Here is a 23,436-nt window from a genome sequence, read left to right as displayed (position 1 = left end):
CCGGCCCTCCTGGGGCGGGACTCACGCCCCCAGCGCCACCGGCGCCCGCACCAGCGAGCCGTACTCCGTCCACGAGCCGTCGTAGTTCTTGACGTGCGGGAACCCGAGCAGCTCCGTCAGCGCGAACCAGGTGTGCGCCGAGCGCTCGCCGATCCGGCAGTAGGAGATCACCTCGCGCTCGGACTCGACGCCCTGCACTCCGTACAGCGCGCGCAGCTCCTCCGCCGAGCGGAACGTGCCGTCGTCGTTGGCCGCCTGCGACCAGGGGATGTTCACCGCGCCCGGGATGTGCCCGGGCACCTGCGCCTGTTCCTGCGGCAGGTGCGGCGGCGCCAGCGCCTCGCCCCGGTACTCGGCCGGCGACCGGACGTCCACCAGCACGGCGTCCGAACCGGGCTTGGCGAACACCTCGGCCCTCGCGAGCACCTCGTCCCGCAGCGCCCGCACCTCGGGGTGCTCCGGTCCGGTCAGCCGGTACGAGCTGTGCTGGTAGTCCATGACCTCCTCGGTGAGTCCGCGCTCCTCCAGCTCCCACTTCTTGCGCCCGCCGTCCAGCAGCCGGACCGGGCCGAAGCCGCGCAGCCGCATCAGCCAGTAGGCGTACGCGGCGAACCAGTTGTTGTTGCCGCCGTACAGCACCACGGTGGTGTCGTCCTCGACCCCGGCGCTCCGCAGCAGGTGCTGCAGGCCCGTGCGGTCGATGTAGTCACGGCCGACCGGGCTGTGCAGGTCGGTGGTCCAGTTCCAGCCGACCGCCCCCGGGATGTGCCCCTGCTCGTACGCCCCGGTGTCCTCGTCCACCTCGACGACGCGGAGCGTGCCGTCGTCCAGGTGATGGGCCAGCCACTCCGTGTCGACCAGCGCCTCGGGGTGTGCGTAGCCGTTGCCGGTCATCGACGCCCTCCTTCACTCGGACGGACCCTTCGAACCTACGTCCGCGCCCGCGCCGCGGCCACCCGCAGGGCCCGCCCGGCACCGCAGCGGCGACGCGGCGACACCGCAGCGCCGGCGGCGGGCTACGCCGGGCTGCCGCCGTCCCGCCGCGCCACGTAGTAGACGTTCAGCACGTCGCCCTCGACCCGCTCGGTGTCCACCGCGGTGAACCCGGCCTCCGCCAGCATCCGCCGGGCCGTCTGCTCGCCCCAGACCGTGCCCAGCCCGGCGCCGCCCTCGCCGAGCGAGACCGTCATGCAGTAGAAGGTCGAGAGGGCGTACAGGGCCGGGGCCAGCGGGTGGTCGACGTTCTCCTCCAGCCGGCTGCTGGCCGCGATGTCGCCCATCAGGAAGACGCCGCCGGGCCGCAGCGCACCCGCGACGGCGCTCAGCGCGGCGGCCGGGCGGGCCAGGTCGTGGATCACGTCGAACGCGGTGACCAGGTCGTAGGCACCGGTCAGCCCGGCCGTGTCGCCGAGGACGAAGCGGGCGTTGTCCAGACCGTGCGCGGCGGCCTCGGCCTCGGCCGCGCCGATGCCCTGCTCGGAGATGTCCACGCCGGTGAACCGGCTGGCCGGGAAGGCCTTCGCCAGGACGTTCACGGCGTGGCCCTGCCCGGTGCCGATGTCGACCGCGTCGATGCCGGCCCGCAGCCGCTCGGTCAGGCCCGGCACGAGCGGCACCACGTGGTCCACCAGCACCCGGTCGTAGACGGCGGCCGTCTCCTCGCCCTGGAGCGCCTGGAACCGCGGGTAGGCCGAGTACGGCAGACCGCCGCCCTCGCGGAACGCCGTGACGATCCGCTGCTCGACCTCGCCCATCAGCGCGAGGTACTGCATCAGGCTCGCCATGTTGTCCGGCCCGGCGGCCCTGGTCAGCGAGGCCGCGTGCTCCGGTGGCAGCCGGTAGCGGCCGTGCTCCGGCTCGTACTCCACGAAGCCGCCGACCACCATGCCGCCCAGCCACTCGCGCACGTAGCGCTCGTCCAGCCGGGCGGCGCCGGCGATCTCCCCGCTGGTCGACGGGGCGAGGCCGGCCATGGTGTCGAAGAGTCCGGTCTGGTGGCCGACGCTGGTCATGAGCCCCAGGCAGGCGTCGTTCAGCACCTGCAGCACGCGACCCGCGAACTCCTCCTGTTTCGCCGGGTCCGGTTCCCGTTCGGACATCGTTCCTCCTGCGCCACTCGGGACCTGCGCGAACCCTCCCCTCGTCACGCTACGCCGCCACCGGGCGTTCCCCCAGCCCCCGGCCGCGGGCCCCGTGCCAACCGGGACCGGGGCCGGGACCGCCCGGGGCTACCGCGCGGGCGGCCAGGGCACCTCCGGCCGCCGCTCGAAGGCGTACCCGGCCGCGTCCCAGCGCGGGCCCTCCTCGGCGAGGCGCCGCTTGAACCGGTCCCAGTCGTGGGCGGCCTTCGGCGACCAGCCCAGCTCGGCGATCGCGGGCAGCCGGGGCAGCAGCATCAGGTCCAGCTCGTACGGGGTGTCCAGGGTCTCGGTCCACAGCGGCGCCTCGACCCCGAGCACCGAGCCGGTCGGCAGCTTCACCAGGTCGTCCGGGTCCCAGGTGTAGGCGGACCAGACGTCGATCGTGCCGGCCCAGACGAGCCCGAGCGGGTAGGAGGACTCGTACTTCATGTCCAGGTAGCTGCGGCCGGAGGGCGACATGATCACCTTGGCGCCCCGCTCGGCGGCCTGCCGGAGCTCGACGTCGCGCCCGCCCCGGCCGTCCCAGTACTGCAGCACCCCGACCCCGCCCGGAGCGGCCTGGTTCCAGCCCACCGGGGTCTTGCCCGCGGCCAGCACCTGGGCGTTCACCTGCCGGACGAACTCCGCGTACTCGTCCTCGGAGATCTTCTTCACCTCGTCGCCGCCGATGTGCAGGTACGGGCCGGGGGTGATCCGGGCCAGCTCGGTGATCACGTCCCGGGTGAAGGCGAGGACGGCGTCGCCGGTCGGGCAGAGCGTCGAGAAGCCGACCTCGATCCCGGTGTACGGCCAGGGGCGGGCACTGCGCTTGCAGTCCAGTTCGGGGTACGAGGCGAGGACGGCGTTGCTGTGGCCGGGCAGGTCGATCTCGGGGACGACGGTCAGGTAGCGCTCCTGCGCGTACCGGACGATCTCCTGGTAGTCGGCGGCGGTGTAGAAGCCTCCGGGGGTGCCGTCCACCTCGCTGACGGCGCCGACCCGGGTGAGGGCGGGCCGGGACGGCACCTCGATCCGCCAGCCCTGGTCGTCGGTCAGGTGCAGGTGCAGGTGGTTGACCTTGTAGAGGGCGAGCCGGTCGATGAACCCCTTGACCTCGGCGGGGGTGAAGAAGTGCCGGGCCACGTCGAGCATCGCGCCGCGGTAGGCGTAGCGCGGGCGGTCCTCGACGGTGACCGGCGCGACCGTCCAGTCGGTGCCGTCGGCGGCCCGGACCGGGGTCTCGATCTGCGGCGGGAGCAGTTGCCGGAGCGTCTGGGTGCCGCGGTAGAGGCCCTCGGGGGTGCGGGCGGCGATCCGGACGCCGGCGGTGCCGGCGGTCAGCCGGTACCCCTCGGCTCCGGTCTCGGCGGGGAGCGCGGGGTCGAGCACGAGACTGATGCCGTCGGCCGCGGCGGCGTCGGCGGCGGTCGTCGTCTCGACCGGGAAGCCGGTCGGGCGGCGCAGCGCCCCGGCGAGCTGCCCGGCGATCCGCCGCACCTCGGCCGTCTGCTCGGCCGGGGCGTCCGGGCCGGGGGTGACGGCGCGGACGACGGTGCGCTCGGTGAGCCGGTAGCCGGGGCCGGAGCCGGGGGTGGCGGAGAGCGGCACCGGGACGATCCGGTCGGCGGTGCGGGGGCCGGTGGGGACGGCGGCCGGCTCACCGCGGCCGCCGCCTCCCGGCCCGGCGTCGTCGCCGCCGCCGATCGCCCGCTGGACCCCGAAGCCGACTGCCGCGAGGAGCAGCACGGCTGCGAGGACGAGCAGTCTGCGGGCCCGGGCGGAGAGCCCGGCTGTTCGAATCGGCACGGCCGCTCCCGGTGTCGTCGCGCGGTCGACCGGCCCGCGTTCACGGCCGGTTCACCGGAATGGTCTCAACCAATTCCCCGCTTGTCCCGCGCTTCGTGCGAATTCGCTCCACCGCGGCGCCGCACCGACCGGCGCGGCTACGAGAACAGCACCGAGCGGACGTGCAGCCGCCGACCGGCCGAGGCGCCCGGGTCCAGCACCCTGTAGACGTCTCCGACGCAGCCGAACTCCAGGAAGGCGACGGCCGTCCCGTTGGTGTGGTTCACGGGCGAGAAGGCCGCGTCGGCCTCGGTGGCCCCCGGGAGGTCGACGCACTCCTCGGCCTTCGGATCGACCACCTCGCCGGAGTGCTCGACCCGGCCCTCCCGGTAGGTGTAGCGGAACACGCCGTCGGCGGCGTTGGCGGACACCGGGACGGCGATGACGAGCCCGATGGCGCTGGTGACGGCGAGCAGGGTGTTGCGGAGGCGCATGGCGGGTGGCCCTTTCAGGGCGGTACTCGGTGGTACCTGATGAATTGGTGCGAGATCACCCTATGAGGCGCAAAATCCGGCGAAACGATTCTTCCAATCCATCCTTTCGGGTGGTTTATGGCAAATTCCCGCGACCTTTCTTTCGATCGGGGCAATTCACCCCGGCGGCGCGGTGAAGTAGTAGCCGGAGTCGATCAGCACCGGCAGGTACGTCTTCAGCGCCGCCACCGTCTGCGAACGGTCCCCGCCGCCGTCGTGGTTGAGCACGATCGCCCCGGGCCGGACGTCGGTCAGGATCCGGTCGGTGATCACGCCCGTCCCGGGCCTGGCCCAGTCCCGGGGGTCCACCGACCACGCCATCGGCCGCATGCCCAGGTCGGCGCTCACCTTCAGCGACGTCGAGGACCAGTCGCCGCCGGGGGCGCGGAACCAGGTCGGCGCCTTGCCGGTGGTCCGGTGGAGCAGTTCGGAGGTGCGTTCCAGTTCCTCCCGCACCTTCGCCTCGGAGAGGCTGCGCAGGTCGGGGTGGGTCCAGGTGTGGTTGGCGATGTGGTGGCCCCGGGCGGCGATCTCCCGGACCAGCCCAGGGTGTTCGACCGCGTTCTCGCCGATCAGGAAGAAGGTGGCCCGGATCCCGTACTGCTCCAGCAGCGCCAGCACGGTCGGGGTGTGCCGGGGGTCGGGGCCGTCGTCGATGGTCAGCGCGACCACCCGCCGCTCGGCGTCCAGCTCGTACACGGGCCGGGTCTCGGCCACCGTCGGCTCCCGCGCGGCCGACGGCACCGACGGCGCTGCGGCGGAGGGCGGGGAGGAGGCGGTGGTCGGGGCGGGGGTGGCGGACGGCGACCGGGTGGCGGCCGGCGTGGAGGTCGGGGACGGGGAGGAGGACGGGGGTGGGGTGGCCGACGAGGGGGCGGCGTCCGGGCCGGGCGAGCCGCCGGCGGCCTCCGCACCGCCCGGCGCTCCCCCGCCCCCGCCCCCGCCCCCGTCCCCGTCCGACACCGGACCCCGGCAGCCGGCGACCCCGAGCAGCGACATCCCCGCCGCGACCAGCAGCAATCTTCGCGAAGTAATCTGACGATCAGACAGCATGACGAATGTCTCCCCCGTTCACCGGCCCGCCTCCCGGCGGCAACCCCGACGGGCTCGATCACCACTCCGACGGCCCAAACCGCAGCTCATCCGCCCTCCCCGTGACCGGAACCGAACCGGGCCCGCTAGTCTGACCTCTCCCAGTGTGATGATCTGTCTTCAGAGGACGTGGCCATGACGACGAGTCAGGACTTCGCCGACCAGCCCGACAACGACGCCGCCGAGCTCAGCCAGTGGGAGAAGTACGGGGTCGACACCACCGCCCCGCACTCCGCCCGCGTCTACGACTACTGGCTGGGCGGGAAGACCAACTTCCCGCCGGACCGCGCCATGGGCCAGGCCATCGAGCAGGCCGTGCCCAGCGTCAAGGCGATGGCCAAGGAGAACCGGGCCTTCCAGGGCCGCGCCGTCCGGTACCTCGCCGAACAGCAGGGCATCCGCCAGTTCCTCGACCTCGGCACCGGCATCCCGACCTCGCCGAACACCCACGAGATCGCCGAGGCGACCAGCCCCGGCACCCGTGTCGTGTACGTGGACAACGACCCGATCGTGCTGGCCCACGCCCGCGCGCTGATGGTCTCCACCCCGGCCAGCCGGACCACCTACATCCACGCCGACCTGGGCAAGCCGGCCGAGCTGCTGTCCGACCCGGCGCTCACCTCCACACTGGACCTCTCCCAGCCGGTCGGCCTGCTGATGATCGCCGTACTGATGCTGGTCGCCGACGAGGACGACCCGTGGGGCAAGGTCGCCGCCCTGCGCGACGCCCTCCCGGCCGGCAGCTTCCTCGCGCTCACCCACCCCACCCAGGACTTCGACCCGGAGGCCGTCGGCAAGGTCGCCGACGCCGCGCGGGCCGGCGGGATGACGCTCGTCCCGCGCACCAAGGAGGAGGTCTCCCGGTTCTTCGACGGCTGGGAGCTGGTCGAGCCGGGCGTCTCCCCCGTCATGGCCTGGCACCCGGACAACGGGCAGCCCGCCGACCCGTACGCCGCGTACTACTGGGGCGGCGTCGCCCGCAAGCTCTGAACGCCCGCTGCGACGGACGCCGCGCAGCTCTCGACACCGGCTGCTCCGAACACCGCGCAGCTTCGAACAGCGCGCAGTTCTGAACGCCCGCCCCCCGACGCCCGCGACCGGACGGGTCCGGCACGGCCCACCCGCCGCGCCGGACCCGTCCGTCCCCGCGCCGCCGGGCACCGACCGGACCCGGCCCGCCGCTCGCCGGGCAGGGCGGCCGCGGGGCGGGCCCGCGCCGCGTGACTACTTGAGCAGCCGGGAGAGCCGCCGGTCCGCCAGCGGCCGGCCGCCGGTCTGGCAGGTCGGGCAGTACTGGAACGAGGAGTCGGCGAGCGACACCTCCCGCACGGTGTCCCCGCAGACCGGGCACGGCAGGCCGGTCCGGCCGTGCACCCGCAGGCCGAGCTTCTTCTCCGCCTTCAGCTCGCCCGCCGCCAGCCCCCGCGAGCGCTCGACCGCCTCGCGCAGCGTCGAGCCCAGCGCCTCGTACAGGTGCGCCGTCTCCTCCTCCGACAGGCCGGACGCCAGCTTGTACGGGGACATCCGGGCCGCGTGCAGCACCTCGTCCGAGTAGGCGTTGCCGACGCCCGCCAGCACGCTCTGGTCCCGCAGCACACCCTTGATCCGGCGCCGCTCGCCGCGCAGCAGGTCGGCGAAGCGCTCCCGGGTGAACGCCGGGTCCAGCGGATCCGGTCCGAGCCGGGCCACCCCGGGGACCTCGGCCGGGTCCCGCACCACGTACACCGCGAGGCCCTTCCTGGTGCCCGCCTCGGTGAGGTCGAAGCCGTCCCCGTCCGGTCCCTCCAGCCGCACCCGCAGGGCGAGCGGGTTCCGCCCGCCCGGCCGCGGCGGCTCGGCGGGCAGGCTGTCCTTCCAGCGCAGCCAGCCCGCGCGGGCCAGGTGCACCACCAGGTGCAGGCCGTCGGCCTCGACGTCCAGGAACTTCCCGTGCCGCACGACCGGGCCCACCGTCCGGCCCTCCAGCGCCGTGACCGGCGGGTCGTACGTCTTCAGGGCGCTGATCGCCACCGGCTGCACCCGGGCGATCACGCGCCCGGTCAGCCGCTCGGACAGGAAGGCGGTGAGGGCCTCGACCTCGGGCAGCTCCGGCATGCGCCCAGTCTCGCGCAGCCGCCCGCCCTCCGCCCGCGTTGCCACCCCCGATGCCGCCCCGCCCGCGACGGTGCCGGTCGGCCGCCCGTGCCCCGGGGCTCTCTTTGCCGACCGGCCGCCCCCGGCGCAGGCTGGAGGGTGGACCGCGCACCACCGGCCGCACCGTCTCCGGCCGCATCGCCACCGGACGCACCGGCGCCGGCACCGGCCGCGCAACGCGGGCCGCACGACCGACGCACCACCCGCCGCACCACCGAGGAGGCTGCCCCGCCATGAGCACGCTGGAGGAACAGATCGACATCGACGCCCCCGTGCTCGCCGCCTGGGAGCAGCTGCACCGCGTCCACGACTACCCGCGCTTCGTGGACGGCGTCCGCAGCGCCCAGCCCCACGGCCGCAACCTCGCCCACCTGGGGGTGGAGATCTCCGGCACCGAACACGACGTCGAGACCGAGATCACCGACCGGGGACGGGGCCGGGTGATGGCCTGGCGGACCCTGGACGGCCTCGACCTGCACGGCGCCTTCGCCCTGCTGCCGCTCGACCGGGAGCACACCCGGCTCCAGGTCCGGATCGAGTACGACCCGGAGGCGGTGCACGATGCGTTCGGCGGGCCGCGCGGCTTCGCCCAGGCCGGGGCGATCGAGCGGGCCGTCCGCACCGACCTGGAGCTGTTCCGGGAGTTGGTGGAGGCCCGGATGGCGGCCGCCGCCCGGCCCGCCGAACCGGTCGTCGAGGCGCCCGGCATCGAAGACGTAAACGGCATATAAGTCCAGCTCAGGGCCGGTGGTGAGGATCTTCACAGGGAACGGCCGGACCACTCGTCCGGGTTTCAACCTGTGGCAGACTCGGATCCCATGCACACGTACACCGGCCCGGTCGGCCCGGCCTCCAGGACGCTCCGCGCGGCGGTCTTCGCCGCGCTGCTCGTCCTGCTCGCCGGGCTCGGGCAGGTGCTGGTCACCGGCCGCCCGCTGCCGGTGGGCACGCTGGCCCTGGCCGGCGGCGCCGTCTTCGCGGTGGCCTTCGCCCTGGCCGGCCGCGAGCGCGGCTACCCGGCGATCGCGGCGGTCTTCCTGCCGCTGCAGCTGGGCCTGAGCGCCCTGTTCGACCTCGCCCAGTCGACCTGCCCCTCGCTGCCGCCCGGCGCCGCCCGCGGCCTCGAACCGCTGCTCTGCGGCGGCGGCTCGCTCGGCGGGTTCCTGGTCGGCCACGGCCTCTCCCGGCCGACCAGCCTGCTGCTGCTCCTCCTCCTGCACTCGGCGATCGCGCTGGCCGCCGCGTTCTGGCTGCGCCGGGCCGACGCCGCGCTGAGCGGCCTGGCCGGCTCCGTGCGGATGCCGGGCGACTTCGCCCGGCGCTTCCTCGCCGCCGCGGCCCGCTGGGTGCTGCTGCTCGCCTCCCCGCTTCGGGCCCGCCCGGTCGCCCGGGTGCCGTTCCCGCGCGCCAGCCGGGCCCGGGTGCCCGCCGAGTCCGTCCTGCTCCGGCCCGCCGTCCGGCGCGGTCCCCCGGTGTCCGCGCCGGCCTGCTGAGCGACCCGTCCACACGGTCCTCCGCCGGTCGTCCCACCGCGCCCGCACGCACGCCACGAGCACCAGGACGACTTCCCCATGAGCACGAACCCGAAGACCCCGAAGACCCCGGGCAACGCCAAGAACGCCAAGAGCTCCACCAGGGCCGCCGCCCGCCGGGCCGCCACCGAGCGGATGCGCGAGGAGCGCGAGCGCGCCGAGCGGTCCGCCCGGATCCGCCGCCGCACCGTGGTCGGCGCCGCCTCCGCCGTCGTGCTGGCCCTCGCGGCCGGCGTGGCCTTCGCCGTCGGCGGCTCCTCCGGCTCCGGTGACACCGCGGCCTCCGGCCCGCTGGTCACCCCGGCCAACGTGGGCGCGGACGGCACCGTGATCACCTACGGCAAGGCCGACGCGCCGCACACCCTGGAGGTCTACGAGGACTTCCGCTGCCCGTACTGCGAGCAGCTGGAGACCACCACCGGCGCGACCATGCAGCAGCTCGCCGACGCGGGCACGTACAAGATCGAGTACCACCTGGCGACCTTCCTCGACCAGGGCCTCGGCGGCAAGGGCTCGCGGACCGCGCTGGCCGCCGCCGGCGCGGCGCTGAACGAGGGCGTGGACAAGTTCAAGCAGTTCCACGACGTGCTCTACGCCAACCAGCCGGACGAGCGGGACGACGCCTTCGCCGACGTCAACCACCTGCTCGACCTGGCCGGCCAGGTGCCGGGCCTGAAGACCGACGGCTTCGTCAAGGCGGTCCAGGACGGGACGTACGTGCCGTGGGCCGAGCAGGTGAACAAGGCCTTCGACAAGAGCGGCGTCACCGGCACCCCCACCGTCCGGCTGGACGGCAAGAAGCTCGACGTCTTCTCCGGCGGCGCACCCGCCACCCCCGAGCGCTTCACCGCGATGGTCAAGCAGGTGACCGGGTGACCTCCGCCGTCCCGGCCCCCGGCCCCGGCCCGACCCCCAGCCCCGGCCCCGCCCCCGCCCCCGAGCACGGCGCCGCCGCGCCCGCCCGCCGCGCCGGCATCGGCGCGAGCCGGCCGTTCGCCCTGCTGCTGGTGATCGGCGGGGTACTCGGCCTCTTCGCCTCCGCCGTCCTCACGCTGGACAAGATCCGGCTGCTGGAGGACCCGTCCTACGTCCCCAACTGCAACATCAACCCGATCATCAGCTGCGGCTCCATCATGCGCAGCGACCAGGCCGAGGCCTTCGGCTTCCCGAACTCGCTGCTCGGCCTGGCCGGCTTCGCCGTCGTCGTCGCGATCGGCGCGGGACTGCTGGCCGGGGCCTCCTACCGGCGCTGGTTCTGGCTGGGCCTGCAGGCCGGGACGGTGTTCGGCATCGGCTTCGTGAGCTGGCTGATGTACCAGGCGCTGTACCGGATCGGCGCGCTCTGCCCGTACTGCATGGTCGTCTGGGCGGCGATGATCCCGCTGTTCTGGTACACCACGCTGCACAACCTGCGCTCCGGCGTCATCCGGGTGCCGCGGGCCCTGCGCCCGGCGGTCCGCGAGGCGGGCCGCTACCACTGGGTGGTGCCGGCGCTCTGGTACGCGGTGATCGCCCTGCTGGTCCTCGCGCGCTTCTGGTACTACTGGCGCACGCTGATCTGAGCGGCGGGCCCGGCGCCCCGTACCGGACCGGGCGCCGGCGCGCACCGGACCGGCCGCCGCGCGCCGGACCCGGTCCCGGCCGCCTGACCCGGTCCCGGCCACCGGCCCTCCGGGGGCGGTGGCCGGTTCGCACGCGCCCGGCCCGGGCGGGCGGCGGCGTACGCGGTGCCGGACGCTTGGCCTGTCCGGTTCATGGGGGTGCACGGACCGGACTGGTCGGGGGCGGGGGCCAGAACATAGGCACGGTCCCCCGTTGTCCGGCCGCGCGCGGATCGGGAAGATCATGGTTGGGGGGCGGCGGCCCGCCCCCTGGTACGGCGCCGGCCGGACCGGCCCGGTGCGAGCGGCCTCCGGCCGACTCCCCCGCCACGCCGGCCACCGCGACCGACACCCGTTGGAGGAGTCCTTGGACGAGCAGCGGCGGACCACAGTGCGGTTCTCGACCCTCGGTCCCCTCCGGGTCACGGTCGCCGGACGACCGGTGCCGCTCGGGCCTCCCAAGCAGCGCCTCGTGCTGGCCATGCTCCTCTGCGCCCCCAACCGCCCCGTCTCGCTGGACCTGCTGACCGAGGCCGTGTGGCAGGACGAACCGCCGCGGACGGCCCGCAAGAACCTCCACGTCTACGTCTCCGCCCTGCGAAGACTCCTCGGCGACGAGGCCGGCGAGGGCGGCGACGGCGACCGCGCCCGGATCGTCCACGACTACGGCGGCTACCGCCTGCGGGTGGAGCGGCCGGAGTACGACGTCCTGCGGTTCCAGGACCTCGCCCAGGCCGGCCGGACCGCCGCGGCCGCCGGCGAACTCGACGCGTCGGCGGCCCTGTTCCGGCAGGCGGTGGACCTGTGGCAGGGCGACCCGTTCGCCGACCTGCACTGCTCCCCCACCGTCCGGGCCGAGGCCGCCCGGCTGGAGGAACGCTGCCTCAGCGGCTACGAGGACTGGGCCGAGACGGAACTGGAACGCGGCGGCGCCATCGCCGCGGTCGCGGAGGGCGTGGGCGAGCTGATCGAACGCCACCCCCTGCGCGAACGGCTGCTGGCGGCCCGGATGAACACCCTGCACGTGCTGGGCCGCCAGGCCGAGGCGCTGGCCGCCTACGACCGCTACCGGCAGCTGCTCGCCCGCGAGCTGGGCCTGTCGCCGAGCCCGGCCCTGGAGCGGCAGTACCGCCGCATCCTGGCCGCCCGCCGCGGCGGCCGGTCCGGACCGGCCGGAGGCCCCGCCCGGACCGTCCTCCCGCCCGACACCGCGGACTTCACCGGCCGCGCCGAGCAGCTGCGCGAGCTGCGGGAACTGCTCGCCGACGGCGGGCGGGTCGCCGCCCTGGTGGGGCCGGCCGGCATCGGGAAGACCACGCTGGCCGTCCGCATCGCCCACCTGCTCCAGGCCGACTTCCCGGAGGGCCGGCTGCTGGTGCGGTCGCGCACCGAGGACGGAACGCCCCGGCCGTGGCAGGAGGTGCTGGCCGACGTCGCACGGCTGGCCGGGATGGCCGCCGAGCAGTCCGCCGACGACCCCTGCCGGACGATCACCCGCTGGCACGCCTGGCTGGCCGACCGCAGGGTGCTGCTGATCCTCGACGACGTCCCGGACGAGACGGTCGCCCGCGCCCTGCTGCCGGCCGACGGCGACAGCGCCGCCGTGGTCACCTCGCGCGTCCGCCTCGCGGGCCTGGCACCCGTGCACCGGGTCGAACCGCCGCCCTACTCGCCGGCCGAGGCGCTGGAACTGCTCGGCCGGATCATCGGCCCGGACCGGCTGCGCAGCGACCTCGCGGCCGCGGAGGAGATCGTCGACGCGACCGGGATGCTGCCCCTCGCGGTGCGCGCGAGCGGGCTGAAGCTGGCCGTCCTGCGCCACCTCCCACTGCGCGAGTACGCGGCCCGGCTGGCCGACCCGGACGCCGTCCTCGACGAACTCGCCGCCGGCGACGTCGCCGTCCGTCCGCACCTCGCCCGCTGCTGGCGGGAGCTGACGCCGTCGGGCCGGGACGCCCTGCTGCTCCTCGGCCGGCTCCCGCTGGGTCGGCCGTTCACCCTCGCGGAGGCGGCGGCCGCGCTCCGCTGCGACGAGGGAGCCGCACTGCGGCAGCTGGAGGCCCTGATCGGCGCCGGCATGGTCACCTCCCCGGTGGACGAGGTGACCGCGCACCGGGCGGTCTACGCCATGCCCCGGCTGATCCACCTGTACGCGCGGGAGGGTGCCTACCAGCAGCCGCCGCGCCCCCGCGCGGGCCGCGCGGGCCCCGCCGACGGCGGGCGGGCCCCCCGGCGACGGATCCCGGTCCCGGTGACGGCCCGCCGCGCGCGCTAGCCGGCGGTCGCGGTCGGCGCGGCCCGGGTGCCGGCGGCGGCGCCGTCCCCTGTCCCGGGCCCCGCCCCGGTCGCCGCCCGGGGCTCCGGCCGGCGGTCGCTAGCCGGCGAGCCGGCGGTAGCGGCTGCCGTGGAAGACCAGCGGCGGGGCCTGCGGGTCGCCGCCCATGCCGTGCACCCGCAGCAGGACGATCCGGTGGTCGCCGGCGGCGACCTCGCGGTCGACCGAGCAGTCGAACCAGGCGCAGGCACCGTCGAGCAGGACGGCGCCCTCCCCGGTCCGGTGCCAGTCCAGCCCGGCGAACCGCTCGACTCCGCGCGCCGCCAGCTGCCGGCACACCCCCTCCTGGCCGCCGCCCAGCACGCTGACGCCGAGCCGGGAAGCGCGGCGCAGCCGCGGCCAGGTCGTCGAGGAGAGCCCGGCGCACACGGAGACCAGCGGCGGGTCCAGCGACACCGCGACGAAGGAGGAGGCGGTCATGCCGGCCGGCTCGCCGTCGACCAGCGCCGCCAGCACGGTCACGCCGGTCGGGAAGGCGCCGAAGAGGCGGCGCAGCGCGCGCGGGTCGGTGACCGGCGGCGCGGGGACGTCGACGCCGACGCCGGTGCCGGTACCGGTGTCGGCGTTCACGGCCGCACCGGTGCCGTGCGCGGCCCGTCCAGGCGGCGCAGGGCGCCGGCGAAGGCCGCCGCCGCGGCGGCGTGGTCGGACTCCGCGCGCGCGGTGTCCAGGATGAAGGTCCGGCATCCGGCGCCGAGGTAGCGGGCGAGTTCGGCCTCGACCTTCTCGTGGCTGCCCACGAGGTAGGGGCAGTAGGTCGCGTAGCTGAGGAACGGCCCCATCCAGTAGGGACTGTCCGGCCCGCCGGGGAACTCGTCGCTGGCGGAGAGCCGGGCGACCCACTCGGAGTCGGAGACGCTGCGCGCCAGCATCTGCGCGAGCCGGCCGGCCCGGCTCGCCGGGAAGCGCTCGTGGGCCGTGGTCCACGCCTCGTGGTCGGTGTCGCGGGCGATGATCCCGATCCGCACGCCGCCGCCCCCGAGTGCGCCGAGGTCCCCCTCGGTGCCGGGTCCCGCCGGCAGGGGGTAGCGGACGGGGACGGCGCCGAGCTCCCCGGCGGCCCGGCGTCCGGCCTCGGAGGAGCCCGACATGTAGAGCTCGGGCGCCAGCCCGGCGGGCAGCGCGGGGACCATCGGCAGGTTGCGGGCGCTGTAGTAGCGGCCCTCGAAGGTCACCGGACCGGCGCCGGACAGCAGCCGGACGACCAGTTGCGCGTACTCGGTGAGGCGCAGGTAGCGGTCGTCGTGCGGGGTCTCGTCGCAGAGGGCCGCGAGGTCGCCGACGACGCCGCCCGCCACCAGGTTGAGCGCGATCCGGCGCCCGTGGAGCACGCCGTAGCTCGCGATCTTCTTGGCGACCGCGTACGGGTGCGCGTAGACCGGCTGCACGGCGACCAGCGGGGCGAAGTCCTCGGTGGCGGTGAGGACTTCCTGCGCGACGACCCAGGGGTCGACGGTGTTGTTGTCGGAGTAGACGAGCGCGCCCCGGAAGCCGGCCGCCTCCGCCAGCCGGGCGGTCCGCCGGACCGTCCCGAGGTAGCCGTCCCGGTCCGCGGTCAGCGGCGGAACGGTCGCGAACAGCCGGAGTTCCGGCGTTTCCTCGGCCACAGGATCACCTCTCGTCGTCGGCCCGACGGGTCTCGGATTGACCCCCACAGTGGGTTGCCCCCCGGGGTGCGTCCAGGTAGTCGGCAGGCAACTTTGCTGCCTGCCCGCCGCGGCCCCGACTGCCGCCCGATTGCCTGTTCCCGCCCGTGGCGGCGCTCCTAGGCTGACCCGGCGTCACCCCCGGGCGCGAGTCGGGCGCCACACGAACGAACGGAGCGCGTCGTGAACGATCCGGTCCCCCTGTCGTACGGCCAGCTGTCGGTCTGGCGCGACGTCCGGCACCTGGAGCGGCACCGGTGGCACGAGGCGAACGTCCGGACGGTGTGGGTACCGCCCGGGGACGGGGCCGGGGTCACCGTCGCCGAGGTGGAGGACGCCGTCCGCGCGCTCGCCGCGCGCCACGAGTCGCTGCGGACCGTCTACGACCTGTCGGACCCGTTCGCGCCGACCCAGCGGGTGCTGCCGACCCTCGACCGGATCGACTCCGGCGCGGTCGAGTGCACCGCCGAGAGCTTCGACGAGGTGGCCGCCGCGCTGGCGGCCGAGCCCTTCGACCTGACCGCCGCACCGGCCTGGCGGTTCCGCGTCGCGACCGAGCACGGCCGGCCCCGCGCGGTGGTGGTGGTCAAGCACCACATCGTCGCGGACGGCTGGAGCATCGGCATCCTGACCTCCGAGTTCCAGGCCGCCCTGGAGCGGGGGAAGCCGGTGGACGGCCCGCCGCCGCCCACCCCCCGGGAGCTGGCGCTGTGGCAGCACGCCGCCGGCCGCGGGGCCCGCCGTGCGGCGCTGACCGGGTACTGGGAGCGGATCTTCGGCCTCTCCGCCGCGCAGCTCGGCGCACCGGGCGGCGGCGGAAGCGAAGGCGGTGGCGGCAGCGAAGGCGGCCGCAGCGGCGGCGGTGACGGCGCGAGCGGTGCGCAGGGCGGCTCCGCGCCGGGCGAGGCGCACCAGTACACGGTGCGCTCGCGGGAGGCCCACGCCGCCGCGCGGCGGCTCGCCGAGGAGCTCTCCGTGCCGCTGTCCAGCGTGGTGCTGGCCGCCTTCGCCCGGACCGTGGCGCTCGCAGCCGGCCCGGGCGACCTGGTCGGGCAGCTGATGTCCTCCAACCGCTTCGTCCCGCCGTGGAACGGCGTGGTCAGCTCCATGAACCAGTGGGCGACGGCCTCGTTCGACGCCGGCCCGGAGGCCTTCGGGCCGTACGCCGCACACGTCCACACCCGGAGCCTGACGGCCTTCCGGTACGGGATGTACGACGTGGACGAGGTCGACGCGCTGCGCGACACCGTCCGCCGCGGCCGCACGCCCCACCAGGCGACCTTCGCGTTCAACTTCCTGCCGGGCGAGGCGCCGCCGCCCTGTTCCGACCACGAGTCCGGGCCGATCCGTGAGGTCCCCTTCTCCCTGATCGGACACCCCTGCTACCTGCGCGTCACCAACGCGGGCGAGCAGTCGCTCGACCTGCGCCTGCGGACCATGGGCCTCTCCGACGCCCTGACCCTCGACCTCCTCCGGGGGACCGTCGCCCGGCTGGCGGGCTCCGCCCCCTGACCGGCCGTCACCGCCGCCCCCGCGTTCCCCGCCCGCCGTCCCTGGAGTCGCCCGTGCCCTCCGACCATGTCGTCGTCCTCCACCGGTGGACCGACTCCTACGCCGACTACGCCTCCTACCTGGACCACTCCGAGCACCGGGTCAGCTACGTCACGACCCCGCGTGCCCGGGCCGCGCTGCCGGCCTCGGCCGCCGCCGTCGCCGTCGTGCCGAGCACCGAGGACCGCGCCGCGGTGCGGGCCGCCGTCGACCGGCTGAGCGCCGAACACGGCGCGCCCGCACGGATCGTCGCGCTGCACGAGGTGGACCTCGACGTCGCCGCCGAACTCCGCGAGGAGCTGGGCGTGCCCGGCGAGACGCCCGCCCGGCTCCGGCCGTTCCGCGACAAGCTGGCGATGGCCCGGCGGCTCGCCGCGCAGGGCGTCCCGGTGCCGCCCACCGGGCCCGCCCCCGACCACCCGGCCGTCGCGGAGTTCGCCGGCCGGCACGGCTGGCCGGTTATCCTCAAACCGGTGCGCGGGACGGCGAGTTCGCACGTCTCCCGGCTCGACGGGCCGGCCGACCTGGCCGGGTACGTCTTCCCGCCGGGCGTCCCCCTGCTGGTGCAGTCGTACCTGCCGCACGGGATCCTGCACGTCGACGGGGTCGCCGCCGACGGCGACCTGCGGGTCTGGCGCGCCTCCCGCTACCTCAACACCTGCCTGGACTTCACCCGGGGGGACGCGCTCGGCTCGGTCGAGATCGACGACCCCGTGCTGCTCAAGGCCGTCGGCGAGTTCACCCGGCGCGCCGTCCTGGCGATGTCGGCCGACCCGTGGGTGTTCCACCTCGAACTGTTCGCCGCCGAGGACGGCTCCGAACCGGAGTTCCACGTCCTGGAGGTGGGCGCCCGGCCCGGCGGGGCGGAGGTCCCGTTCGTCTGGCGCGAGGTGCACGGCGTCGACCTGATGGCCGCCGCCGTCGACATCCAGCTCGGCCGCCCGTTGCCCGCCCTCCCGCTCCCGGCCGGTCCGGAGGAGGACGGCGGAGACGGCGAGTACGGCGGCTGGCTGCTGGTCCCGACCCCCGCCGAGCGCCCGTGCCGGGTCGTCGCCGCGACACCGCAGACCGGACTGGCGGACGGGCCGTACGCCGAGCGGCTCCCGGCGCCCGGCAGCCTCCTCGCCGACCTCCCCGGGTACGAGCACTCCGGTGCGCGGTTCCGCTTCCGCGGGCGCGGCACCGCCGAGGTTGAGCGGGCGATCACCCGCACGGCCGCCCGGCTCGACTACCGCTGCGAGCCGGTCGACCGGTCCCGCCCGCCCCACGTCGTCCTGATCGGCACCGGCGGCCGCGTCTACCGGGAGTACGCGCTCCGGGACGCGGCGGCGCACGGCCGGGTGTCCACCGTGAACGACGCCCCGGCCGACTGGGAACTGCCTTACCTGGAAGGCCACCTGGTCGCGGACACCGAGGACGTCGACGCGCTCACCCGGGCCGTCGCCGAGGCCCTGGCCGGGGACGCGGCACCGGCGGGCCTGCTCACCTGGAGCGAGGTGCTGCTGGAGCGGACCGCCGAGGCCGCCGAGCGGCTCGGACTCCCGCACATGACCCCGCAGGCCGTCCGCAACTGCCGTGACAAGCTCCGCACCCGGCAGCTGCTGGAGCGGGCCGGGCTGCCGTCCGCCCGCTACGCGGTCGCGCACGGCCTCGACGCGGCGCTCGCGGCCGCGGACCGGATCGGCTACCCGGTGGTGGTCAAACCGCGCGCCCTGGCGGGCAGCAGCGGCGTGGTGCTGGCCGGCTCGCCCGCCGAACTCGCCGCGCTGCACCGGCACGCCGACCGGGCCGCGTTCGCCGGCCTCGACCCGCTCGACGGCCTGCTGATCGAGGAGTACCTGGACGGCCCGGAGGTCAGCCTGGACTGCGTGGTCCTCGCCGGCGACGTGCACTGCGTCAACCTGGCGCGCAAGCGGATCGGCTACCCCCCGTTCTTCGAGGAGGTCGGGCACCTCGTCTCGCCGTGGCACCACGAGCCGTGGGCCGACGAGTTGACCGACCTCGTCACCCGGATCCACGCGGCACTCGGGGTCACGACCGGCGTGACCCACGCCGAACTGCGGCTCACCGCACGCGGACCGCGCCTGGTGGAGCTCAACGGGCGGCTCGGCGGCGACTACATCCCGCTGCTCGGCAGGCTCGCCACCGGCGTCGACCTCACCGCCGCCGCCATGGACACGGCACTCGGCCTGGCCCCCGACCTGCGGCCGACCCGGGACGACTGCGCCGAGGTGCGGTTCCTCTACCCCGGGCAGGACGGCACGGTGGCCCGGCTGGACGTCGCCGGAGCACGCGAAGTACCGGGCGTGGAACGGGTGGTGGCCCTGGCCGAGCCCGGGCAGCAACTGCTGCTCCCGCCCCGCGGCGTGGTGCCCCGGCTGGCCGCGGTCGTCGCGACCGGCCCCGACGCCGCCGCCTGCGATCGCGCCCTGACCGAAGCGCTGAACCGGATCGAAGCAACCATCACCCCCGCCGAGGAGGCGTGAACACGCACATGGACTCTCCCGACACCGCCCCCGAAATCTCTCCCGACACCACCGGCTCGCCCGAAGTCACCCACGTCGTGGTCGGGTTCAGCGTCGGACTGCTGAACCAGCTGGAGCGGGTCCTGCCCGCCGGCTCGGTCCTGGTGGTCGAGGAACCGGCGATCTGCGAGGCCCGGGACGTCGCCGGGCAGCTCCCCCGGTTCCGCTGCGCCGCCGGGTTCGTCGCGGCCCCCGTCCAGGACGGGGCGGTGCGGCTCGCGGACCACGTCGAGCGGCCCGCGGCCGTCCGCGCCGTCCTGCCCGCCCTGGAGTACACGGTCGTCCCGGCCGCCGAACTGGCCGAGGCGTGGGGGCTGCCGAACGGCGGGCCCGCGGCCGTGCGGCTGTTCCGCGACAAGGCCCTGCTGCGCGAGGCCACCCGGCCGGCCGGCGTCGCCCAGCCGGACTGGCAGCGGATCGACGGCCCCGAGGACGTCGCCCGCTTCCGCGACGCGCACGGCGGCGAGTGCGTCCTGAAGCCGACCCACCTCCAGGGCAGCCTCGGCGTCCAGCTCCTCGGCCCCGACGACGACATCGACGAGGCCTGGAAGCGGACGGAGGCGGCCGACCAGCCGCACCTGCGCACCCCGCACGCGGGCCCGGCCGGCTACGTGGTCGAGGAGTGGCTGCACGGCGGCGAGTTCAGCGTCGAGGCGCTGGTGCACGAGGGCCGCGTCGTGTTCCTCAACACCACCGAGACGCAGCTCTACCCCGGCCCGCACCCCGTCGAGCGCGGCCACATCGTGCCGGCCCCGGCCGGTGCGGCGGCGGAGCCGGCCATGCACGCGCTGGTCGCCGCGACCGGGTTCCGCACCGGCATCCTGCACGCCGAGTGGATCCTGCGCGACGGGGAACCGCACCTCCTCGAATGCGCCGCCCGGCTCCCCGGCGGCTACATCCCGTTCCTGATCGGGCTCGCCTACGGCAGCGACCTGTTCCGCGGCTACCTCGACGTACTGGAGGGGAAGGCGCCGGAGATGGCCGCGGCGCCGGTGCGGGGAGCGGCGGTCCGCTTCCTGGACGCGGCCCCCGGCGTGGTGCGCGAGGTCCGCGGCGTCGACGCCGCCTGGGCCTCGCCCGGGGTCGAGTACAGCTGGGTGTCCGTCGAGCCGGGCGGGACGGTGCCGCCGCTGACCGCTTCGGGGGCCCGGGTCGGCGAGATCGTGGCGTACGGCGCCGACCGGGAGGAGGCCGCGGCCAACGCCCTGGCCGCCGCGAGGGCGATCGAGATCGTCGTCGACCCGCTGCCGTAGCCCCGACGCGGCCACGGCAGCGACGCGGCCCACCAGCGACGCGGCCCGGCTCCGGCCGGGCCGCGTCCGCTTTCCCCGGAAAGCGGACCCCGAAATTCCTCCACCTGCCGGGTGGAGGAATTTTCTGTTCTCCGGCCGCACGGCGGGAATTCATGCCCGCAAGAGGGCGACACAAGCGGAATCGTTCCCGTCGGCGAGCGGACCGGACCTGCACCTGTCGGCCCCGTTGTCGACCCCGTTCGGAAGTTCGATCCGGAACAATGAATTCCACCGCGACCACCGTCAAGCTCCAACTCACCGACCTCTTCGGCTCGGTGGTGCTCGTCACCGACCCGGCCCTGACCACGCCCGTCCTCCTCGACGCCGACGAGTACGGCAACCCGGCCGCAGGCCAGGCGGCCACCCGCTACGGCTGGCTCGGCGCCAAGCAACGCTCCGCCGACACCCAGGACGGCATCGTCCTCATGGGCGTCCGCCTCTACAACCCCACCACCGGCCGCTTCCTCTCCGTCGACCCGGTACCTGGCGGTAGCGCCAACGCCTACGAGTACTCCTCTGGCGACCCGATCAACCAGTACGACCTCGACGGCCGGGTCTGCTGGTTCGGCAAGAATAAGAACGGTTCTTGCCGGAGTGCCCGTGGGGCACTGAGCCCGAGCAATCAGTGGAATGACGTGAAAAACCGATGGAACGAGACGAAGCGGGATTGGGGGGCCAACTGGAAGCACAAACTGGTAGACATGGGAGTCGGCGCTGTGTCTGCGATGGCGGTCGGCACCTGTGTCGCCACCGTCGCTTGTGGCGGAGCTATGGTGATGGTCGGAGGAGCTGCCATCTTCGCCGGTGGTCTGGTCGGGCACTATGCGGTGTCGTCGTCTGCGGAGCGGCGCCAAGGCGTCGGGCGGTGGGCGCCGTCGACCGCCATCGCCGTGGCCAAGGGGGGAGCTTGCGGCGCGCTGTGGGGCCGGGGCTGCGCGACGGGATTTGGCCTCGGAGCCTCGCCGAAGTGGGGCTTGAAAGCGACGATGGGCGGAGGGACGCCCCCACTGCTGTACAACACCCCGCGTACGGGAGAATCGATCATCGGTGTACGGGGTGCCGATGTAGCAGGTGCGCGCAGGGAGCTGTTCGATGCGGCACATCCGACATCCTCCGAGGCGATTGCCGGGAGAGTCGTGGTCCTGGGGACATCGGAGTCCGGAGGCCCGGGATGGGTTCCGGAGGGTTTCGCCGAGCGAACCGTCCAGGAGGAGGTACCGGTACTTCCGAAGCTCCTGGAGATCGGCTACCGCTCGGACCGCGGCTCGGCGGGGGACGTGGCCGACACGGAGAAAGCCGCCGCGGCAGTCCTCGAACCCGACCACTACTGGACCGTCAAAGGTGTACGTTCGGTTGAGCAGATCAGCGGGCAATTCAAGTGCAACGCCAGGCGGTAGCCCCTGATCCACCGGTCTGACCTCCGGTGCCTGCCGTCCGGACCTCGTGCGCTCGGGACCGTCGTAGCGCGGTGACGGAAAGGGCCGGCCATCGGCTCCACCGATTCGGGGTGGTGCGGCGAAGGAGCGACCGGGCGGGAGGTCACGAAAAGACCACCTGTGTCATGCGGACATGGTGGCTGGGGATCCGAGACCGCATACCCGCCTCCCCGTTGCTCTGGATCCGACCGACCGGCAGGCAGGGGGCGACGGTGGGACGGAAGCCACGACGGGCCGCAGGGACGCAGACCTTCACGGATCTGTTCCTTCACCCGAGTCGCCTCATCGGGCTGCTCACCGGAGACGCCGGGCATCGCGCCCGGGCGGACGTCGTAGCACTGAACGCCGGCGAGGCTCGCGAGGTCTCCGCATTCGTACGGGACGGCCACCGTTTTCGACGCGGTTCGCTGATTCTGGATCCTGACGAGACGCCGCCGGTGGTGTGGCGGCCGTTTCGGCTCCTCGGCGGATCCGGCGAGGACGTCTCCCTGGTTCCTCCGTTCCACGTCCGTGGGGCCGGGCCGGTCGCCGGTCCGGGAAGCCGAGCGATCGACGGAGGGGTGTTCCGTCTACTGTCCCTCCAGGCCGCCGATCGCCACTGGGAACTCGCCATCCCCGCCAAGGACCTTGCCCTGGTCCGTGCTGCGCTGCGCTGCGCGGGGACGGTGTCGGACACCGGCCTGAGAGCGGCTGACCGTGTGCGTGTCGGTCACTGGTGGAGCCCGATGCGTGAATCTGTCGATCGTCGTCCGTCCGAGTGGCCCGACATGGATGCCTTCCTCGCGCGCCGGGGCAGTCGGGTTGGACGAGGTCCCGAGGTCGCCGGCGCCGGGACTGGTGGAGCCGGGGCCGGCGCGTTGTGAGCACCGACCCCGGCCGTAGGTGGTGGCACGTCAGATATCCTCCGAGCGAAGGTCGTTGATCACATCCCGGAGCATCCTGGGGGTGCGGAACATGTCGACGACCTGGAAGTCGTCGGGGAAGACGATTTCGTAGAGCTGCTCGACCGCGATCGTCAGACCGACGCAGGAGGATGGCTTCAGGAGCCCAGTTGGAAGCAGACGACCTCGACGCCGGAACACGGGCTCGGGGAACGCCGCGACGCCTCGGCCCGACGAGGAAGGAGGTACCGGGAATCCCAGGCCTGACCAGTGGCACCGGCTCGAAGGCCTTGCCTGGCCGACGGCGCGAGGTCGCCGGGCAGGCAGAAGCCGCATTCAAGGGGGTGTGAATGAACACGGCGTACGGTCCGCTTCGATGCGCGGTGGACTTCGCGTGTCTCGACCTTCGCGACCAGGCCGGAAGGTCGCTGATATTCGATCAGAACGGCATTCAACATGGCACGGGGGAGGGTTTTCGCTGGGATGAGATAGGGTGGATCGAAATAGATTTCCAGGAAATCGGTTTCAAGTCCTCGGCACTGAACATCGCCATGTTCCTCCTTACTGTCGGTGGCGGCCTCACCTATCGTGCCCCCGGAACCACGGAGTCGTGGATCCGTGTGCGGCCGCTGCAAGGCCCGCCGCGGACGTGGAAGTTCGCCGTGCCGGACCGATCCCCAGACTGGTGGAGCCCGGCGGCTCTGTGTCGGTTCATTCGTCGCCTTGAGAGCACCGGCAGACGGGCTCATCTGGGTTCGCCCGCATTGGCGGCCAGCCTTGACGCACTTCACCGGCTGCCCCGATTCCCCTTCTGGAGGCGGAACCGCGCGGTGGACCGTCTCGTCGACTCCATTCCGACGCCGGGCCAGGCGACGTGACGGCTGCCGGCCCTCGGCGGCGTCCCCGAGGGCCGGTAGTAGGGCTGCTCAGCCGTGTTCGGAGGGTGGAATTCAGGACGACCAACGACGTCACCA

19 protein-coding genes are annotated in these 23,436 nt (G+C 74.3%); 11 read left to right on the top strand and 8 right to left on the bottom strand.

The genetic code is table 11. The features are described from left to right. Nucleotides 1-21: 21 nt before the first annotated feature. The 5 genes from AC067J_RS15615 to AC067J_RS15595 all read right to left on the bottom strand — a co-directional run bounded on the left by AC067J_RS15615 (nucleotide 22) and on the right by AC067J_RS15595 (nucleotide 5,458). Nucleotides 22-894 (bottom strand): sulfurtransferase, encoded by an 873-nt coding sequence (locus tag AC067J_RS15615; protein ID WP_478299398.1) that lies wholly within the window; start codon nucleotides 892-894, stop codon nucleotides 22-24. A 122-nt stretch (nucleotides 895-1,016) separates the two neighbouring features. Next, complete coding sequence (locus tag AC067J_RS15610) at nucleotides 1,017-2,099, bottom strand: class I SAM-dependent methyltransferase (RefSeq protein ID WP_478299396.1); 1,083 nt, start codon at nucleotides 2,097-2,099, stop codon at nucleotides 1,017-1,019. Nucleotides 2,100-2,228: 129 nt separating this feature from the next. Then, on the bottom strand, nucleotides 2,229-3,926 hold the full coding sequence (locus AC067J_RS15605) for a family 20 glycosylhydrolase (RefSeq protein ID WP_478299394.1): 1,698 nt from the start codon (nucleotides 3,924-3,926) through the stop codon (nucleotides 2,229-2,231). Nucleotides 3,927-4,063: 137 nt separating this feature from the next. Further along, entirely contained in the window at nucleotides 4,064-4,399 is a 336-nt protein-coding gene (locus AC067J_RS15600) for a hypothetical protein (protein WP_478299392.1), read from the bottom strand. A 156-nt stretch (nucleotides 4,400-4,555) separates the two neighbouring features. Further along, a complete protein-coding gene (locus AC067J_RS15595) occupies nucleotides 4,556-5,458 on the bottom strand; it encodes a polysaccharide deacetylase family protein (RefSeq protein ID WP_478299390.1) in 903 nt (300 codons plus the stop codon). Nucleotides 5,459-5,665: 207 nt separating this feature from the next. On the opposite strand from AC067J_RS15595, the gene AC067J_RS15590 reads away from it, so the two are divergent. After that, nucleotides 5,666-6,520, top strand: a complete 855-nt coding sequence (locus AC067J_RS15590) for an SAM-dependent methyltransferase (protein ID WP_478299388.1) — start codon at nucleotides 5,666-5,668, stop codon at nucleotides 6,518-6,520. Nucleotides 6,521-6,754: 234 nt separating this feature from the next. Here AC067J_RS15590 and AC067J_RS15585 read toward each other — a convergent pair whose 3' ends face one another. Continuing rightward, nucleotides 6,755-7,624, bottom strand: a complete 870-nt coding sequence (locus AC067J_RS15585) for an Fpg/Nei family DNA glycosylase (protein WP_478299386.1) — start codon at nucleotides 7,622-7,624, stop codon at nucleotides 6,755-6,757. A 272-nt stretch (nucleotides 7,625-7,896) separates the two neighbouring features. Between AC067J_RS15585 and AC067J_RS15580 the strand changes: the two genes are divergently transcribed. The 5 genes from AC067J_RS15580 (at nucleotide 7,897) to AC067J_RS15560 (ending at nucleotide 13,071) form a co-directional block, all read left to right on the top strand. After that, nucleotides 7,897-8,394 carry an SRPBCC family protein gene (locus AC067J_RS15580; RefSeq protein WP_478299384.1) on the top strand — a complete coding sequence of 166 codons (498 nt, stop codon included), beginning with the start codon at nucleotides 7,897-7,899 and terminating at the stop codon, nucleotides 8,392-8,394. Between the two features lie 87 nt (nucleotides 8,395-8,481). Continuing rightward, a complete protein-coding gene (locus AC067J_RS15575) occupies nucleotides 8,482-9,156 on the top strand; it encodes a hypothetical protein (protein WP_478299382.1) in 675 nt (224 codons plus the stop codon). A gap of 78 nt (nucleotides 9,157-9,234) precedes the next feature. Further along, complete coding sequence (locus tag AC067J_RS15570; protein ID WP_478299380.1) at nucleotides 9,235-10,071, top strand: DsbA family protein; 837 nt, start codon at nucleotides 9,235-9,237, stop codon at nucleotides 10,069-10,071. A 98-nt stretch (nucleotides 10,072-10,169) separates the two neighbouring features. Then, a complete protein-coding gene (locus AC067J_RS15565) occupies nucleotides 10,170-10,757 on the top strand; it encodes a vitamin K epoxide reductase family protein (protein WP_478299548.1) in 588 nt (195 codons plus the stop codon). Nucleotides 10,758-11,163: 406 nt separating this feature from the next. Beyond that, a complete protein-coding gene (locus AC067J_RS15560) occupies nucleotides 11,164-13,071 on the top strand; it encodes an AfsR/SARP family transcriptional regulator (protein WP_478299378.1) in 1,908 nt (635 codons plus the stop codon). A 99-nt stretch (nucleotides 13,072-13,170) separates the two neighbouring features. On the opposite strand, the gene AC067J_RS15555 is transcribed toward AC067J_RS15560, so the two are convergent. Beyond that, entirely contained in the window at nucleotides 13,171-13,701 is a 531-nt protein-coding gene (locus AC067J_RS15555; RefSeq protein ID WP_478299376.1) for a flavin reductase family protein, read from the bottom strand. Next, the gene (locus AC067J_RS15550; protein WP_478299374.1) at nucleotides 13,698-14,738 is read right to left on the bottom strand and encodes an LLM class flavin-dependent oxidoreductase; all 1,041 of its coding nucleotides are present in this window, start codon (nucleotides 14,736-14,738) and stop codon (nucleotides 13,698-13,700) included. Before AC067J_RS15550 ends, AC067J_RS15555 begins: the two co-directional genes overlap by 4 nt. Before the next feature lie 222 nt (nucleotides 14,739-14,960). Here AC067J_RS15550 and AC067J_RS15545 point away from each other — a divergent pair, with 222 nt between their 5' ends. From AC067J_RS15545 to AC067J_RS15525, 5 genes are all read left to right on the top strand, one after another. Further along, nucleotides 14,961-16,289 carry a condensation domain-containing protein gene (locus AC067J_RS15545; protein ID WP_478299372.1) on the top strand — a complete coding sequence of 443 codons (1,329 nt, stop codon included), beginning with the start codon at nucleotides 14,961-14,963 and terminating at the stop codon, nucleotides 16,287-16,289. 53 nt (nucleotides 16,290-16,342) lie between these two features. Then, entirely contained in the window at nucleotides 16,343-18,814 is a 2,472-nt protein-coding gene (locus AC067J_RS15540; RefSeq protein WP_478299370.1) for an ATP-grasp domain-containing protein, read from the top strand. Nucleotides 18,815-18,822: 8 nt separating this feature from the next. Beyond that, nucleotides 18,823-20,106 carry an ATP-grasp domain-containing protein gene (locus tag AC067J_RS15535; protein ID WP_478299368.1) on the top strand — a complete coding sequence of 428 codons (1,284 nt, stop codon included), beginning with the start codon at nucleotides 18,823-18,825 and terminating at the stop codon, nucleotides 20,104-20,106. Nucleotides 20,107-20,366: 260 nt separating this feature from the next. Continuing rightward, nucleotides 20,367-21,542 carry an RHS repeat-associated core domain-containing protein gene (locus AC067J_RS15530; RefSeq protein ID WP_478299366.1) on the top strand — a complete coding sequence of 392 codons (1,176 nt, stop codon included), beginning with the start codon at nucleotides 20,367-20,369 and terminating at the stop codon, nucleotides 21,540-21,542. A 1,270-nt stretch (nucleotides 21,543-22,812) separates the two neighbouring features. Next, nucleotides 22,813-23,340 carry a hypothetical protein gene (locus AC067J_RS15525; protein WP_478299364.1) on the top strand — a complete coding sequence of 176 codons (528 nt, stop codon included), beginning with the start codon at nucleotides 22,813-22,815 and terminating at the stop codon, nucleotides 23,338-23,340. Nucleotides 23,341-23,436 lie beyond the last annotated feature (96 nt).

It is taken from the genome of Kitasatospora sp. NPDC042419 (assembly GCF_056437345.1).
The sequence above is the reverse complement of the archived record's forward strand: the minus strand, read 5'-3'. Positions and strand labels throughout refer to the sequence as shown.